General features: G+C 32.1%; 12 protein-coding genes and 1 tRNA gene. 6 read left to right on the plus strand and 7 right to left on the minus strand.

Translation table 11 applies throughout. The features are described from left to right. The first annotated feature begins 28 nt into the window (after positions 1 to 28). Entirely contained in the window at positions 29 to 931 is a 903-nt protein-coding gene (locus tag ACE193_RS03640; protein ID WP_375561655.1) for an N-acetylglucosamine kinase, read from the plus strand. A gap of 98 nt (positions 932 to 1,029) precedes the next feature. Here ACE193_RS03640 and ACE193_RS03645 read toward each other — a convergent pair whose 3' ends face one another. The 5 genes from ACE193_RS03645 to ACE193_RS03665 form a co-directional block, all read right to left on the minus strand. Beyond that, positions 1,030 to 1,869: a hypothetical protein gene (locus ACE193_RS03645; protein WP_375561656.1), complete on the minus strand. Its 840-nt coding sequence runs from the start codon at positions 1,867 to 1,869 to the stop codon at positions 1,030 to 1,032. A 396-nt stretch (positions 1,870 to 2,265) separates the two neighbouring features. Further along, positions 2,266 to 3,612 (minus strand): hypothetical protein, encoded by a 1,347-nt coding sequence (locus ACE193_RS03650; protein ID WP_375561657.1) that lies wholly within the window; start codon positions 3,610 to 3,612, stop codon positions 2,266 to 2,268. Between the two features lie 197 nt (positions 3,613 to 3,809). Next, positions 3,810 to 3,971 carry a hypothetical protein gene (locus ACE193_RS03655; RefSeq protein WP_375561658.1) on the minus strand — a complete coding sequence of 54 codons (162 nt, stop codon included), beginning with the start codon at positions 3,969 to 3,971 and terminating at the stop codon, positions 3,810 to 3,812. Positions 3,972 to 4,013: 42 nt separating this feature from the next. Continuing rightward, complete coding sequence (locus ACE193_RS03660; RefSeq protein WP_375561659.1) at positions 4,014 to 4,172, minus strand: hypothetical protein; 159 nt, start codon at positions 4,170 to 4,172, stop codon at positions 4,014 to 4,016. A 37-nt stretch (positions 4,173 to 4,209) separates the two neighbouring features. Further along, entirely contained in the window at positions 4,210 to 4,404 is a 195-nt protein-coding gene (locus tag ACE193_RS03665; RefSeq protein ID WP_375561660.1) for a hypothetical protein, read from the minus strand. A gap of 229 nt (positions 4,405 to 4,633) precedes the next feature. Here ACE193_RS03665 and ade point away from each other — a divergent pair, with 229 nt between their 5' ends. From ade to ACE193_RS03680, 3 genes are all read left to right on the plus strand, one after another. Next, a complete protein-coding gene (ade, locus tag ACE193_RS03670) occupies positions 4,634 to 6,331 on the plus strand; it encodes an adenine deaminase (RefSeq protein WP_375561661.1) in 1,698 nt (565 codons plus the stop codon). A 159-nt stretch (positions 6,332 to 6,490) separates the two neighbouring features. After that, positions 6,491 to 6,883 (plus strand): GxxExxY protein, encoded by a 393-nt coding sequence (locus ACE193_RS03675; RefSeq protein WP_375561662.1) that lies wholly within the window; start codon positions 6,491 to 6,493, stop codon positions 6,881 to 6,883. A gap of 105 nt (positions 6,884 to 6,988) precedes the next feature. Next, a complete protein-coding gene (locus ACE193_RS03680; RefSeq protein WP_375561663.1) occupies positions 6,989 to 8,068 on the plus strand; it encodes a mannose-1-phosphate guanylyltransferase in 1,080 nt (359 codons plus the stop codon). 149 nt (positions 8,069 to 8,217) lie between these two features. Here the strand turns inward: ACE193_RS03680 and ACE193_RS03685 are convergent. Beyond that, positions 8,218 to 8,290: transfer RNA gene (locus tag ACE193_RS03685), tRNA-Gly, on the minus strand. Between the two features lie 227 nt (positions 8,291 to 8,517). On the opposite strand from ACE193_RS03685, the gene ACE193_RS03690 reads away from it, so the two are divergent. After that, positions 8,518 to 9,606 carry an ISAs1 family transposase gene (locus ACE193_RS03690; protein WP_375558711.1) on the plus strand — a complete coding sequence of 363 codons (1,089 nt, stop codon included), beginning with the start codon at positions 8,518 to 8,520 and terminating at the stop codon, positions 9,604 to 9,606. Between the two features lie 94 nt (positions 9,607 to 9,700). On the opposite strand, the gene ACE193_RS03695 is transcribed toward ACE193_RS03690, so the two are convergent. Next, complete coding sequence (locus tag ACE193_RS03695; protein ID WP_375561664.1) at positions 9,701 to 16,291, minus strand: gliding motility-associated C-terminal domain-containing protein; 6,591 nt, start codon at positions 16,289 to 16,291, stop codon at positions 9,701 to 9,703. Between the two features lie 414 nt (positions 16,292 to 16,705). Here ACE193_RS03695 and ACE193_RS03700 point away from each other — a divergent pair, with 414 nt between their 5' ends. Further along, the gene (locus ACE193_RS03700) at positions 16,706 to 16,975 is read left to right on the plus strand and encodes a hypothetical protein (RefSeq protein ID WP_375561665.1); all 270 of its coding nucleotides are present in this window, start codon (positions 16,706 to 16,708) and stop codon (positions 16,973 to 16,975) included. Positions 16,976 to 16,981: the final 6 nt, after the last annotated feature.

The following is a 16,981-nucleotide window of genomic DNA, read 5'->3' on the forward strand; positions in this document are numbered from 1 at the left end:
CAAAAAATAGTAAAACGAAACTCAAAAAATGATTCTTTACGCAGATAGTGGCTCAACCAAAACAGACTGGGCATTAAAAACCGAAGATGGAAAAATCTTGACTTGGAAAAGTGGAGGCTGGAATCCTTACTTTCTTTCTACACAACAAATGATAGAAGAGGGCAAAGATTTTATCAATACATCTTATCTTGAACATCAAAATGAATCTCATCAAGATTCTGAGGATTATTTGGAAGAACATTTATATAAAGTAACTCAAATTCAGTTTTATGGTGCTGGCTGTTCGACAGATGAAAATAGACAAATTGTTTATGCTGCTCTCAAAACGCTTTTTCCACAAGCTCAAAAAATAGAAGTTGCTCACGACCTTTTGGGTGCTGCCCGTTCGGCTTATAATGATTCCGAAAATCAAAAAGGAATTATTCTTATTTTGGGAACAGGCTCAAATGCGTGTCTTTATAATAGTAAAAAAATAACTCAAGAACTCACAAATTTAGGCTTTTGGTTGGGAGATGAAGGAAGTGGTGGTTTTTTAGGAAAAAAATTAGTAACTGACTTTTTGTATAATCGTTTGCCTAAAGAAATTCATTATTTATTTCATCAAAAATATAAACTAGACAGAGAAATTGTTTTGAAAAAGGCTTATCAAGAAACAAAACCAAATGAATTTTTTGCTTCCTTTGTTCCATTTTTACATAAATATAAAAGTGAAGCATCTATAAAAAAACTAATTGAAACTGCTTTTGATGAATTTTTGGATAGGATAGAAGAAGAATTTAAAGATTTGAATCTTAGTTTTTATGCTGTGGGTTCGGTAGCTTATTTTTTTGAAGAGATTTTGAAAGAACGAATTTCAAAAAGAAAAGGTAATTTAGTACGAATTGTTAAAAGTCCGATTGAAGGTTTGATAAATACTAATAACTCTCATTAATTACGTTAGAAGCCAACCAAACAGGATAATTAAAAACCACCTTTTAAAGCTATTTTTTTGAGTTTTGAAGGTGGTTTTTCTTTTTCAAAATATTTGTTTTAGGACTTTTTACGCAGATTAATCATTCCTCCAAAAACAATATTAAGTTGTGAGAAAAAGAAAGTTTGATAGGCTTTATCTGATTTTGAATACGTCGTTTCTATATCAGGTAAATTGATATAACCTCCTTTAAATTCAGATTGAATAAAGAATTTATTAAAAAATGCAACTCTTGCTCCCACTACACCACCAATTCCATATCCTGCTACATGAAAATCATCATGTCTTTGTTGTCCTAACAAAGTCGTATTTGTTCTTGGATATAAAAAACCAACTCCTACTCCTTCATTTAGACTAATTTTGACCTTATTAAAATCAAAAAGCAAATTTGAATGTCTGACCTCAACATTTACATAATTCAGACCATCTGTATGTTCGAATTTTAAAAAATCATCTGTTAGTTGTATGTCATTATGAAAATAATCAGCATTATAATTTGAAGGTGTATCGTGAATATAACCATTAATATCTACAATTTGATTTTGTTGTACGACATATTTCATGTGGTCTATTCCAAAGGAAATGTCCCAGTTTTCTGTCAAATAATAACCTACTCTAAGGTTATATTGAGGAATTGTAATTTTGTTTAGCTTGAAATAAGGGTCGATTGCAAACTTAGATTGTCTGTCTTTTGCAACTACATCTTTTAATGTAAAGTTATAATTGCTTCCCTTAAAATGAATATCTGAATTGGTAAACCAGCCTCTATTATATCCCCAATAAAAATACATTCTACCTTTAGAAAAATTAGGAATAGATGTGTTGATAGGCGAAGTAGTTTGAGCAAAGCCAAAATAAGGCATAAGCACGAAAAAAATAACTATAAATATAGCTCTCATTTTTTGTTGTAAGTAAGTAGTTGAGTAAGATTTGTGAATATAATCTAGCTTATTTTATAAAAAATGAGCAACCTAAATTATAAGTCTGCAAAGGTAACTATACTTTTTTTAACGCTGAATCAATAAATCCACTAGAAAAGTTTTATTATGATTTTTTTCAAAATAAGTAACTGAGCAAAATAAAACATATCTAAAAAAAGAATTAGAAAATGGAAACTTAAACTGTCAAGAAACCTTTGAAGTGTCAGATAGATTACAATAACCTATAAATAATTTTAGCGGTTACTTAAATTTAAAAAAGCCTATTCAAATCAAGTTTGAATAGGCTTTTTACATTCTTTACAAAAGCAATTTTACTAATAGTTAATCATATAACTAATCACTTAATCACTAATTTTATAATGCTGGATAATAACTATCTAATGTATTTACAATATCTTTCAAACGAGGAAGGTTTACAGCACGACGAATTCCTGTAACAGCTTCACCTTTTTTATTCTTCAAGATTTCAATTTGAGTATTTACTTTTGCAGGTTCGCTACTCAAATTTTGTGCGACTGCTCCTTGCAAAATAACAATCGTATTACGGCTATTTTCATCTATCATCGAAATATATTGACCATAGAGATAATCAAATTCTTTATACAGATAAATTACATCTTCAATCTTTTTGTTGGCTTCCATAATATGAGGATATTTTGCCATCAACTTTGAATAATCAACCTTGCCACCTTTTGCAAACTCATTCTCTAATTTATCAAAATAAGCAGTAACAGAAGATTTATTATAGGTTCTAAAGACAGTTAATAAATATTCTCCATTGGTAGCATTTCCTTCTGGCTCTTTGAGCTTGACATCAAACTTCAACCCTTTTGCTTGAAGATTCACATATTCAGTCAGTTTATCGTGCAAATTGGTAGTCTGAACTTGATAATTATCGATATTATTAGCAAAACGAGCATTTACCAAATTTAGCTTTGCATAATACGCTGTATATTTTTCTAACTCATTTTTGAATTCTTGGACATCTTTTTCATCAATATCCTTTCTTTGTGCAGCAATTCCAGATACAAAACCCAAAACAGAAGTTGCAATATTTATAACAGGTGTAGCAGAAGCAATATTACTCACAACAGGATCTTGCAAAAGCATATTAGCAATATTGAGAATTTTTGAACCTCCTTTATCTTTTTTACTAACTAACTTTTTTTCCATAAGCTGCATTACTTTGTCATTATAAGAAAAACCAAGTGTTTCATCAGCAGGGTTATTCAAACTATTGAGCATGGTTCGGTAGCTTTCTACTTGATTGATAGCATAAAGTGTATTCAAACGGTCGTTTAAAACTTCAAAGAATTCAGCCGAATGAATCAAATTTGTCTTGACCATTTTATAACGAGCCTCATCTGTAAGCTCTACACGACGAGAAACTCCTTTTACAATCGCATCATTTTTTTCAACAGTTTCTTTATAAAGACCTAAATCAGAAGAAAGTGTATTGATTTGAGAAGAACGATTTCTTAAAGAATCAGTAAGAGCCAAAACTTTCAAACTATCTCTTTGGCGTTGGTCTGCAAGAGTTTGATAACGACGTACAAAATCTTTGTTTTGTTGTTGAAGTTGGCGTTGCTCCGAACGAAGCTCATCAATAGCTTTCAAAATAAGTGCAACACTATCTTGTGCTGATACCGAATAAACAGCACCAAATACAAAAAATAAAAGTAAGAATAAGAATTTTTTCATAATATAAATTTATGTAATACACTTTTTGGAATGTAGTAATGATTTTTGAATTTTAACTAAAAGATACAAATAAATTGATTACTCAAAACAAATAAGAATCTTTTTACTGAAAAAAATCAGAAAAAAAGTCTTCCTCTATAAAAGAATGGAAGACTAAAACTTTTTTTAAATGATAAAGACAAGTTGATACAACTAAATTAACAATCTTTTACAGGACAAGGAATTGGACGACCTCTTTTGAGTTTTTTCTTTTTCATGGTATGTCCTTTATGTGAATTGCAAGAAGTAATCGTAATCATAAAGGCAGGCAAAACCATAAAATAAAGAAAATAGATAGATTTTATTTTTATATTTTTCATTATTGCTTGTACTTTTTTATATTTTCTTTTAGAATCTAATTCTTATCTCTTTTTCTTAGAAGCTTTGTAACTTTTGTATTTTGGAGTCCATGCTTGTTTTGGAGCATGCACACAACTACTCATAATGGCAGTAGAAAAAATAGTCAATAAACAGATAGCTATTCTTTTTTTTGAAAAGATAGTTTTTTTAATAGAATTCATTTTTTATTAATTTTAGTGATAATAATTTGCAGTTATTTTACCAAGCTCTTACTGTTTTCAAACGTTGTTCGTGTTTTGGTGAACGAGGTTTTTTATCTCTCATATTTTTACGTTTTGTTGGTGTCCAAGCCTGTTGAGGAGAATGAAGACAACTTTGTAATGTGAAAGAAAGGGTAAAAGCAAAAAGTAAAAATAACGCTTTAGAAGTAATTTTTGAGAATATATTTTTCATATTAAATTCTATTTTAAGGGCTTTAATTTTTGAGTCTGAGGATTAGAAATAAATAAACAAAAGTAGTTTTACTTAATGATGCAAAATAAGATGCAAAAAATAATTTTGATAGAATAAGTTATCTTTGAACTTTTTAGGGCTTATACAATACTTATACAATCGTAAAATTACACAAAGTTTCTATAAAAACAGTTTCTTATTCATTTCACTTATTTCAATAAATACGTTTATGATAATACGTACAAACCTCGTAAATATTGCAGAAAAAACCATTTTCCCTGCACAAATAACAATTAAAGAAGGCAAAATTCATTCCATAGAAAAAGTTGTAGATACAAATAATGAAATAAAAAACTACGCTCTCTGTGGTTTCATTGATGCTCATATTCACATTGAAAGTTCGATGCTTGTTCCTTCCAAGTTTTCTCAAATGGCAGTCGTTCATGGTACAGTTGCAACAGTTTCAGACCCTCACGAAATTGCAAATGTAATGGGAATGGAAGGTGTAGAGTTTATGGTAAATGATGGAAATAAAGTTCCGTTTAATTTCTTTTTTGGTGCGCCTTCATGTGTTCCTGCGACAAGTTTTGAAACAGCTGGAGCAACCATCTCAGTAGAAGATATTGAAAAACTGATGAGCCAACCTCACATAAAGTATTTATCAGAAATGATGAATTACCCCGCTGTTTTGGCAAGAGATAACGAAGTAATGGCAAAAATTGCAGCAGCCAAAAAATACGGAAAACCAACCGACGGACACGCACCAGCACTACGAGGAGAAGACGCAAAAAAATATATAGAAGCAGGAATAAGCACCGACCACGAGTGTTTTACAGCCGAAGAAGCATTAGACAAGCTAAAATATGGAATGAAAATCATAATCAGAGAAGGAAGCGCAGCCAAAAACTTTGATGCTTTGATTGATTTATTACCAGAATATTATGAAAAAATGATGTTTTGTTCGGACGACAAACACCCAGACGACCTTATTGAAGGACATATAAACCTACTTGTAAAACGAGCTATCAAATTAGGAATTGATAAATTTAAAGTACTTCAAGCTGCTTGTCTCAATCCGATTGAGCATTATAATTTAGAAGTAGGAAGGTTGAGAGAAGGAGATAAAGCTGATTTTATTATCGTAAAAGATTTAGAAAACTTTGAAGTTCTGGAAACATATATCAATGGAGAAAAAGTAGCAGAAAATGGAAAATCATTTATCAAAAATGTAGAAACAAAAGCTATAAATCAATTTGATGTACACCCTAAAAAAGCATCTGATTTTGAAGTAAAGAGAAGTAAAATAACAGGAAATAATCAAGAAATTGCTCAAATTCCCGTCATTGAAGCCTTAGATGGACAATTAATTACGAATCCTGTTTTTGTAGAAATTGATGATTTGACAGATAAAGATGGTAATTTAGTTTCAACTATTGAAAAAGATATTCTAAAAATGGTTGTTGTCAATCGTTATACTTCTGATGCTCCGATTGCGATTGCTTTTATCAAAAATTTTGGATTAGAAAAAGGTGCGATTGCTTCTTGTGTCGCCCATGATTCTCATAATATTGTAGCCGTAGGAGTTACAGATGAAGATTTGATGAAGGCAGTCAATTTAGTAATTAGAGAAAAAGGAGGCGTTTCGGCTACAAATGGGAAAGAAGGAGAAAATAATAATCAAGTTTTGCCTCTTCCAGTTGCAGGAATTATGTCTTTAGAAAATGGCGAAGAAGTAGGTAAAAAATATGCTCAAATTGATACCTTTGCAAAAACATTAATGACTAATCCAGTTACTACAAAAAAATTACACGCTCCTTTTATGACTCTTTCATTTATGGCTCTTTTAGTTATTCCATCCTTAAAACTAAGTGATAAAGGACTTTTTGATGGAGGAAAGTTTGAGTTTGTGAAAGGCTGGGAGGTTTAGAAATACTTTTAAAACACAGAGTTCACAGAGGAACACAGAGAAAATACTTTTTTGAATACAAAATTGCTTATTTTTTATTGAAGTGTAATTTTAAGCAAAATTTACAGATAAAATTATTAATTTGTGAAATTATTAATAATCTAACTTAACTATAAAAAAATGGAAACTAAACACATGGAAAAAATCAATGAAATTACTAAAAAAATTATTGGTTGTGCAATAGAAGTTCATAAAAATTTAGGTGTTGGTTTGCTAGAATCTGTTTATGAAGAGTGTTTGTTTCATGAATTAATTGCTTTGGCAAAATTAAAAGTAGAAAGACAAAAAGAAATACCTGTGCTTTATAAAGGATTAAAAATGAACTGTGCTTTTCGTGCTGACTTAATTGTAGAAAATAAAGTAGTTTTAGAACTTAAATCTGTAACCGAAATTCACCCTATTCACAAAGCACAAATTAATACTTATACAAAATTGACTAATTGTAAAGTCGGATTAATTATAAATTTTAATTCTATTTTACTCACAAAGGGAATTTATAGATGGATTATTTAAACAAAAGAAATTTGTATTCTCTGTGTTCCTCTGCGAACTCTGTGTTTAAATAAAAAAACTATGTTCTCTGTGTTCCTCTGCGAACTCTGTGTTTAAATAAAAAATATGCAAGACCCAAATACACACCTTATCATTATGGCAGGTGGAATTGGAAGCCGTTTTTGGCCTTTCAGTCGCCGTAATTATCCAAAACAGTTTCAAGATATTTTAGGAACTGGGAAGTCACTTTTACAACAAACAGTTAAGCGTTTTGAGCCTGTTTGTAAGCCTGAAAACATGTATATTGTTACCAATCAAGATTATAAAGACTTGGTAAAAGAACAATTACCTAACTTTTCAGAAGACCAAATTTTATTAGAACCCTTTTTACGAAATACAGCTCCTTGTATTGCGTATGCGTCTTATAAAATTAAATCCAAAAATCCAGAAGCAAATATTATTGTTACGCCTTCTGACCATGTCATTTTGGATACATACAGTTTTATTGAAAAACTTAAAGTTGCTATTGATACAGCCAAATCAAGTGATAAAATTGTTACTTTAGGAATCAAGCCTACTCGTCCAGATACAGGATATGGTTATATTCAGAGCGAAGAAAATCAAAAAGGAAGTGTCAAAAAAGTACGTTTATTTACAGAAAAACCAAATTTAGAAATGGCAAAGTCATTTTTAGAAAGTGGTGATTTTGTATGGAATGCAGGTATTTTTATTTGGAATGTAAAAACGATTGCTAAAGCATTTGATACTCATCTAAGTGATATTTCAGAAGCATTTGAAGATATGAAAAGCGATTTTTACACAAAAAATGAAGCCAAATCATTAGAAAAAGCCTATTCACAGTTTCATGGAATTTCGATTGATTATGGAATAATGGAAAAAGCTGATAATGTTTTTGTTGTTCAATGTGATTGTGGCTGGTCTGACTTGGGAACATGGAAATCGTTGCACGAACAAGCCAAAAAAGATGAAAACAAAAATGTAATTACAGGAGATGTAATGGCGTATGATACCAAAAACTCTATTATTAAAATTACAAAAGACCGTTTAGCTGTCGTACAAGGGTTAGATAATTTTATTGTAGCTGATTATGATGGTGTTCTTTTAGTTTGCCATAAAGACCAAGAACAAAGAATCAAAGAGTTTTTGGAAACAGTTAAGAAAACAAAGAAAGAAAAATACACTTAATAATAAATTGTCATAGTCACAAAAAAGACCCAAATTTGATTTTAATCAATTTTGGGTCTTTTTTTTACTTCAAAATAAATCTTGAATGTTTTGCTTATTTTACGAATGACTTTAGAGAATTAATTCTCCATGTCGAGTCTGTAATTTAGAGCGAAAGACGAGGCTCGAACTCGCGACCTCAACCTTGGCAAGGTTGCGCTCTACCAACTGAGCTACTTTCGCATGTTTTGACACTACATGGAGTATCAATATTGGTAATTGAATCATAAATTACACTTTCTATTTAGAATTTGAACTTGTAAATAGAGGTCGTTTTCTGATTGCGTTAGCAAAGGTAATACTTTTTTTTAAAACTCCAAAACTTATTCATTTTTTTATCAGACTAAACGCACTATAAAATTAATAAAAAAGAGTTAATTTTCGTTCTCACTTTTAATTTTTTCTCTTTTATGGTCAGTTTAAGCTCTTATTTATCAGAAGTTCCTGATTTTCGTAGGCAAAATAAAAATTACTTGCACAATTTGCAGGATATTTTGCTTTTAAGTGTATGTGCTATTTTTCATGGTGCAGATGGTTATGAAGAAATAGCCGATTTTGGTATTGAGAAAAAGGAATTTTTACAAAATTTTCTACGTTTGCCTAACGGAATTCCTTCCCATGATACTATACGTAGAGTTTTTTTACACTTAGATAGTGCTTTTTTTAATAGTTGTTTTATGGATTGGATTTCAGCTTGCATTAAAGATTTAGGTTTACCTTATCAGCAAATTAGTGTGGATGGAAAAGCTCTTCGGGGTAGTAAAACGGGGATTTATTTAGTTAGTGCTGTTGCTAGTGAACTAGGTTTGAGTTTAGGACAGGTTCAAGTAGAAGAAAAAAGTAATGAAATTACGGCTATTCCAGCTCTTTTAGGAATGCTTTATTTGAAAGGATATGTTGTTTCTTTAGATGCTATGGGAACACAACAAGCGATTGCTCAACAGATTATAGAGAAAGAAGGAGATTATTTTTTAGCCCTAAAAGGAAACCAAAAACATCTTTTAGAGCAAACAGAGCTTACTTTTAAAGTAGAAAAGGCTGATGATATATTTGAGACACAAGATTGGTCAGCAAGTGCTAATCAAGTAGTAGAATATAAAGTAGAGGTAAGTTCAAACTGTAAATGGATAGAAAATCTAGCTAATTGGTTAGGTTTAGTAACTTTAATAAAATTAACTACAAATAGCTCATTACGAGGAGAACATATACGCTATTATATCTCAAGTATTAAAAATTTGAGTGCAAAACAAGCCTATAAATTAGCTAGAGGGCATTGGGCAATAGAAAATAAATTACATTGGCAACTAGACGTTATTTTAAAAGAAGACGAAAAAAGAAACCGAAAAGACAATTCAGTTCATAATTTAGCACTAGTCAGAAAAATAATACTAAATGCTGCTAAAATGTATGAAACTAAACTTAGCACTAAAAAAATGATGAATAAAATTAATTGGAATACAAGCTATGCTGAACAACTTTTTACCAAAATGTTCATTTAATAGTGCGTTTAGTCTGATTTTTTTATAAAAAAACTCCTTACCAAAACTAAATTTTGATAAGGAATTTTCTGGTTAGACAATTAAGGTATTATTTTTAATAAATAATCGTAACTGTTCCTGTCTGTTTTATAGTTTTACTTTTATCACTTGGACTTGTATAAGTTACTTCGTAGTAATAAACACCAGCAGGAACTTTTTTACCTTTATATGTTCCATCCCAAAATGTAATTTCATCATCATTTCGTTTTTGAAGAGCTGAATAAACTTCCATTCCCCAACGGTCAAGAACTTTGATGCGAAGATTTGAATAAAAACGTCCAAAGATTTCCCATTCTTCATTCAATCTGTCTTGATTAGGAGTGAAAGCCTGTGGAATAAAAATCTGAGGGTCGCAATTTGCTTCTACTTCTAAACTTGTGATGGCACTACAAGAATTTGCATATTCAACCGTTACTCGTGCTAGATAAACGCCTCCAAATTCAACATTTAAGAGAGAATCTTGTCCGACCAAATTTTCATTTTCATCAAACCATTGATAACGATAACGAGCCGTAGAATCATAGTTATCTATTTCTACTCCTATTTGATGGAAAATACGGTCTTGGTTTTCATCTTCAAAACATAGAATTGTATCTTTTGCACTTAAAACAGGTGGCTCAATAAAATTAATCTGAACACTATCTGTATAACTACATTCATTGATGCTCACTTCTACATAATACAAACCACTTCTACGAATACGAATAGAATCCGAAGTTTCTCCTGTATTCCATAAATAAGTTGCTCCATAAGGACGAGGCGCACCAATACTAGCCGTATCTCCTTCACAAAGCTGCTGTTCTTGACCTAAATCTATTTGAGGTTGAACCAAAACAACGGTTGTATCTGTAGAAGAGCAGCCCAAAGTGTCAAAGCCTGTAACTACGTAAGTAGTTGTATCTGTTGGATAAACAACAACCGTATCGCCACTATCTGCTGGCGACTGCGACCAAGAATAAGTAAACCCACCATTTGCAATAAATTGAACAGAATCGCCTGCACAAATACTGATTGTATCTGGCTTGTTTAAAGTAATTTTTGGAATGTCTTTAAACTGAACCAAAATACTTGTTCCTGTGCTATCACACACATTTTGATTGGTGTCATCTCCATAACTTCCAATTACTGTATATCTAAAAACACCTGCCGAATCAGAAGAAATAGTTATTTCTTGTGTTGTTTCGCCAGTATTCCATCTAAAATTAGTTGCTCCTGTTGCACGAAGCGTAATTTCTTCGCCTATACAAACAAGCGTATCAGAAGCTGTAATTTCTGTAATCGAAGTTCTATTAAAAGTAACTGTAATCAGACTTTCTGCACCACAACGACCACCACCAAGTGTATCATAAACACCCACTCGGTACGTTTGAGGTTCGTAATTGATGTTAGCAGAATCTTGTTTGAAAACGTGAATTGCTAAAGTATCGATGATTTCTCCTGTGTTTTCATTAATCCATTCATAAATATAACGAGGCTCATGAGAAGGCAAGAAAGCATTTACTTCAACTGAATCATTCTCACAAATAACTAGACTTTCTGGAATATCAATTTCAGGAACAGGAACAACTCTAAACTTAATAGTATCAGCACTTGCACCACACAAATTAGGAGTAGAGAAAATCCCATTTACAATAAATGTATAAAAACCTGCTTCAGTTGGTGTTACTTCAATCGTTGAGGTGGTTTCTCCATTACTCCATTGATATGAATCTGCTCCAACGGCTGAAAGCGTTTGTGTTTGTCCTAAACATAATGTTTTGATGAAAGTAGAATCAATCTGAACACCTGATTTTCTGTCAAAACGAACATTAATTGTATCTAAAACACTACAATTTCCTCCACCTGTTAAATTTGGGTCAGTTACTTTTACTTCAAAACGATTGGCTACATAATTATCAACCATGCTATATGTAATAGCAATTTTTGAATTTGTAGAGACTGTCTGATTACTTTCAATTACTCGCCATTGATACGTAAAATTATTGTTGTGTTCTGGTCTGAAGGCATCCAAAACTAAAGAATCTCCTTCACAAAGACGAATGGTATCACTTGCTGCTGATGTACTTATTCCTAAATCAATATTCGGACGAACAAAAACTTCAACAGATTGCGTATAACTACAATTTGCTGTTGTGCTGGTGTCGGTTACGGTTGCTGTATAAATTCCACTTACATTAACGATAGCAACTTTATTAGAATCTGAAACAGAAACAATTCCATCTCCAAACCAATTAATTATCATTCCTCTTACATTTGTTCTTTCAATTCTGAGCGTATCAAACGTGGAACAATTTGGATTTTCAGCTCCAGTAATGACAAAATCAGGAGTAGGTGCAAAATTAATCCGAACAGTATCGCTAATTCTACATCCTCTAGGGTCTTGAATAACGACACTATACATATTTTCTGCTGTTACATCCAAAACAGAATCGCTTCCAATAATCGTATTTTCTCCTGTTACATACCATTCATACGTTGTTCCGTTGAGGTGTGATAAATCACTTCCTACCAATCTATAAGGCAAATCAGATGGATCACAAACCGTTTTATCTTCTCCCAAATCTACAACTACTTCATCATCAAAATTAAAGATTTTTACTCGGTTACTTATCGTAGAACAGCCTGTAATCGTATTTTCTAAACGAATAAAATACGTTCCTGTGTCCAAAGCAAAAAGTGTATCATTGCCATTGCCTACTGAAATTACAGAACCATCAACATCTATTTTTTTCCAATCATAAATAAAATCTCCTTCAGGCGCAACAAGTAAAGCAGTATCGGTTTTACATTTATATCTATCAACTCCCAAATCTACAACTGGAAGAGGATGTACAATCATTGTCATGATTCGGCTTGTATCTGGACAGCCGTTTGTTTCACCTATTACCCAAATTTGGTCGCCATCTTGGAAAGTGCCTACAACTGGTTCGTATTCATTAGCTACTGCACCTGCTGGCATTGGCAAGCCATTTTTATAAAATACATAAGAAGTTGCTCCTTCGGCTACAAATTTGGTAGTTTGATTGACACAAATAGAAGTATCAGGAGAAGAAATAAGCACCTCTGGTTTTGGTGTAACAGTAACTTCTACAATATCTGATGGAACAGGTAAAAGGTCGCACAAAGTGTCTCTAAGAGCAAGTACCTCAAAAGTTCCTCCTGTTGATTGTACTACATAATCAAATGGGCTTGTTGTTGTTTCTGTTCCTACATAAACTTCTCTTACTGTTGGTGTTCCTACTCTAGGAATTTCTCGGTAGGTAAGTTTCATCGGAAAAGCTCCACTAAGTCTAAAAATAACAGGAGTCTGATTTCCATCACAAATATCTGTACTTCCTGTTAAGACTACTCCTATAGGGGGTAAAAATACTACTGTCATTGTATCTTCTACATCACAGTTGGTAAGTGTATTTGTGAGTCTTGCTATGTACTGTTTAGTTATTTTTTGATTTGCTTGAAACTCGTTTACATTTAAAATAGGTGTTCTTACTATCTGTGTTGTTGTTGTTCCATTTAGTTCAAACCAAGTAGTTGTTGTAACAGGTTGTAGAATAGAAGCCACAGGGATTTCTAAATCTCTAGCTCCATCAGCAGCACAAAATATAAGTGTATCAGGTGTATTTGTTTTTCCTATTTCTCTAATTTGAGCAGATTGATTACCAAAGAAAATAACTGTTACACTATCTTTCAACTTACAACTAGGAAAAAGTCCATTTCCGATATCAATTAATTCTACTTCATATAATGTAGTGTCTGAAAAATTATTTGCTATTAAATCTATATTTGTACCTAAATCAATGATATTACTTGGGTCTGTAATGTCTCTCCATTGGTATCCTATGATAGCTGTACTTGTAGTATAACCTCCAAAAATTGTTTGTGATCCTTGCACATCACAAAAGAACAATTCATCCCCACTTATGGAATCTGTATGTTGAATGATGGCAGCAGGGAAAAATTTAACTTCAATAAAATCTGTATCTGTACAGGTTTGTTGAGTAGTTTCTACTCTAATATTTAAAGTGCTTGAAAAATTATCTACCACAAGAGAAAATACATCATCAGCAAGTAATGTATTTGTATCATCATCATACCATTCTACAACTACACGGTCTGGATTATTCAAACTATCTAATCTTAGAATTTGCGCTCCTTGATCATCACAAAAATTTAATGTTGTAGGTGCAATTATTTCATCATAATAAATATCAGCGACAGGTTGAGGTCTGAAAAAGACAGTTACATGAGCAGTGTCATTACAGAAGGCAGGCGTATTTATGTTAGTGATAATTACAGTATAATAAGTAGAGTCAGAAAAATTATCTGCTGTAATAGTAGGAGTTGTATCAAAAAGTGTCGTAGGCAAAGGATCTGTTTCACTATCTCTCGCAAACCATTTATAGGTTACGTTTGCTGGATTTGCTGGGTTGAAAGCTGATAGTGTTTGCGCTCCTTCTGTATCACACAAAATAAGTGTATCTCCAGAAACTACATTTCCATTATTTGAAATATCTACCAAAACACCAGCAGCAAAACTTACTACAATTTCATCCGTTTGAGGACAAGAAATTGTTTGATTAGGTCGTAAAGCCTCTACTTTATAACGAGTAGTGGCAGAAAACTCATCCACTGTTAGTGTATTTGTAGTAGCTGTCGGAATTAAAGCTCCATCTTTAAACCATTTGTATTCTACATTAGCAGGTAGTGGATTAAGAGAAGCTGTGATTGTTTGTGCGCCTTCACTATTACAAAAGTCAAGAAAATCAGGTGTTGTGCCATCAAAAGCAATATTTACATCATGAGTAGGCTCAAAAATTACTGTAATGATATCAAAAGCACTTCCATTACCCAATAAACTACATTGAGTAGCTTCATTAGTAACTTCTAATTCATACACTGTTGTAGCCGAAAAATTATTAACTACCAAATCAGGAGTATTTGCTATTACTGTTGGGCTTCCTACAACTCTCCATTTATATTCACTTGCAGGTGTATTGGCTGCATTAAAACCTGTAATTGTTTGTTGTCCTAAACTATCACAAAGACGAATTTCATCTGTCGAAACTCCATTATGTTTAATATCAGCAATAGCAGGAGGGCTAAAAATAACCTCTGTTGTATCTCTTTTAATACACCCTTCTGCATTTTCAGTAGTCAATTCATAACTACCCGAAACACTAACTGTAAAATCTTGATTTATACTAAGTATCGTTGGGTCTGGAATAAGTCGCCATTCGTACCGAATAAACCCATCAGGAGCTTCTAAGGTTCTGTCTGTTGTTACTCCATCACAATAGGCTACATCATTGGCTACATCCACTACTATTTCTAGGCTACTTCCTGCTAGATAGCCGTAGGATTCTGTTTGTGCATACCCATGTACATAAGCAATAAAACCCTCATTTGTAGGTAAGGTATTGTCTATATTATATGTTCCAAAAGTTACAGCCTGTCTAGTAAATGACATATCTGAACCAGTGATAGCAGTAAAAGCTAAATTAGCTCCATTGAGTCTTACATTTCCTGTATTTGTGGTTTTAGTTACTATAGTAATGAAAAAGTCGTCAGCTCGTCCTGTTACGATTTCTAAAGCTTCTACATTTATATCTTTTACTGTCTGTTCATTGGCAGACAATAATACAAAATAAGGATCTGCATTTTCTCCTCCTGTCTGTTGAGAAATGGTAAACTGTCCTACTAATATTGGTTCAGTAGAACTAATTACACGAGGTACATTATTACCTTGAGTACTAAATTGATAAAATTCTCCAGCATTTAAGGTTCTAGGAGAAGTAGGATCACCACTAATAGTAACAACAGTACCATCTCTTTGTGCTAATATTTTATAATAATCATAATCTCTAACTGTTAATCCTGGTGCAGCCACTGAAGGAATAGTAACAAAGTTACGTCCCCATGTATTTACAGGTGGTATTTGCTCATAAACATGGTCTGATGAAGTAGCATCAATATTAACACGAGTATTTCCAGAAAAAACAGCAATTGGATTACTTCCTTGTATAAAACTTCCCGTAAGGTCAGCATTTGACTTGACAAGATAAGTTTGTCCTCTATCAAGATTAACAGAAATAGGAATTCCAGCAGGGCTACCTGTTGTTGTATTAGCAGAAGGAGTTATACTAACAGTTGTTCCATCTTGTGTTCCTACTACTAAAAATTGAGATTGACGAATACCTGGAGCATAGCTCATAGTATAGTATTCAGTTCCTAGCCCATTTAATGGAAATATAAGTGTCGCATCTGCTGTAAAAGTACCTCTATTCAGAGCATACAAACTCACTGTTTCGGAAGTGGAAACAAAAACTCCTTTATTTTGAACAGTTTGTACATTAGATACAGAGTAATTATTGACAGGTGTTAATTCTATTGTTTGAGAGCCATTCGCTGCTACATTGATAGCTGCTACATTGGTTGCACCTCCATCAGCGAATACAGTCCCTGTTGCAGCAAAACGTGAAGTTACATACAGACGTATATTAGGATCAGGTGCAGGATCATTGTGCATATAACCCACCCAAAACTCTCTACCTTCCGAAGTACGAACACAAGGGTCAGTTTGAGCAAGGAGAGAAAACGAATGAGTAAAAAATAACGTAAAGAGTAAAAGTAAAAATAATTGCTTCATTGGTTGGTTGAAATTATAGTGAGTAGGCTTCAGTTTGTTATTAATTTTATACAAAAAAAGTAATTACCAAATACAATAGTAATTAATTTCACTAAAAGAAAAGTTGATTACTTTTTATATAAAACGAAAAAAAGAGACACAAAATTTTCTATTAGTTAACTTTATCTAATCCAAAATTTATTCTGTTGATATTTGGTAGATAGTTACAAATATACTTAATATCTTATTAATTATGATATAATATATCATTTATAAAGGTATGCAAAACGAGTAAAGTAATAGGGCAGACTACTTTTTTTATAAAACTTATAAAAATTGAGGGTTAAGTTTATCAGTTTCATAAAAAATTAGTATTTTACTTAGAGAAACATAAAATAAACACACACAATCACGCTTTATAAACTATTTAAAATTATGATTCAAGAAATTGCAGCCCACGAAATACTACAACTTATTATTCGAAAAAAACCACTTTGGAAATGGAAAAAAAAATGTGTTTATACTGATGGAATAGACAAAACTTTTATTCAGCTTACCTTTTTTGATGAGAATAATAATCAAATTGGAAAAACATGCTTTCAATTAGAAACAGGAACAGTTCAGTTTAGTGCCATCACAGAAGAATGCTCTCCCACTACATTAGTAGATTTTTTGTTGGAAATACTAGACAAAACTAACAAATAGCACCTA

Origin of the sequence: Bernardetia aquimarina, from assembly GCF_042180575.1 — a bacterium.
In the GTDB taxonomy this organism is placed as follows: domain Bacteria; phylum Bacteroidota; class Bacteroidia; order Cytophagales; family Bernardetiaceae; genus Bernardetia.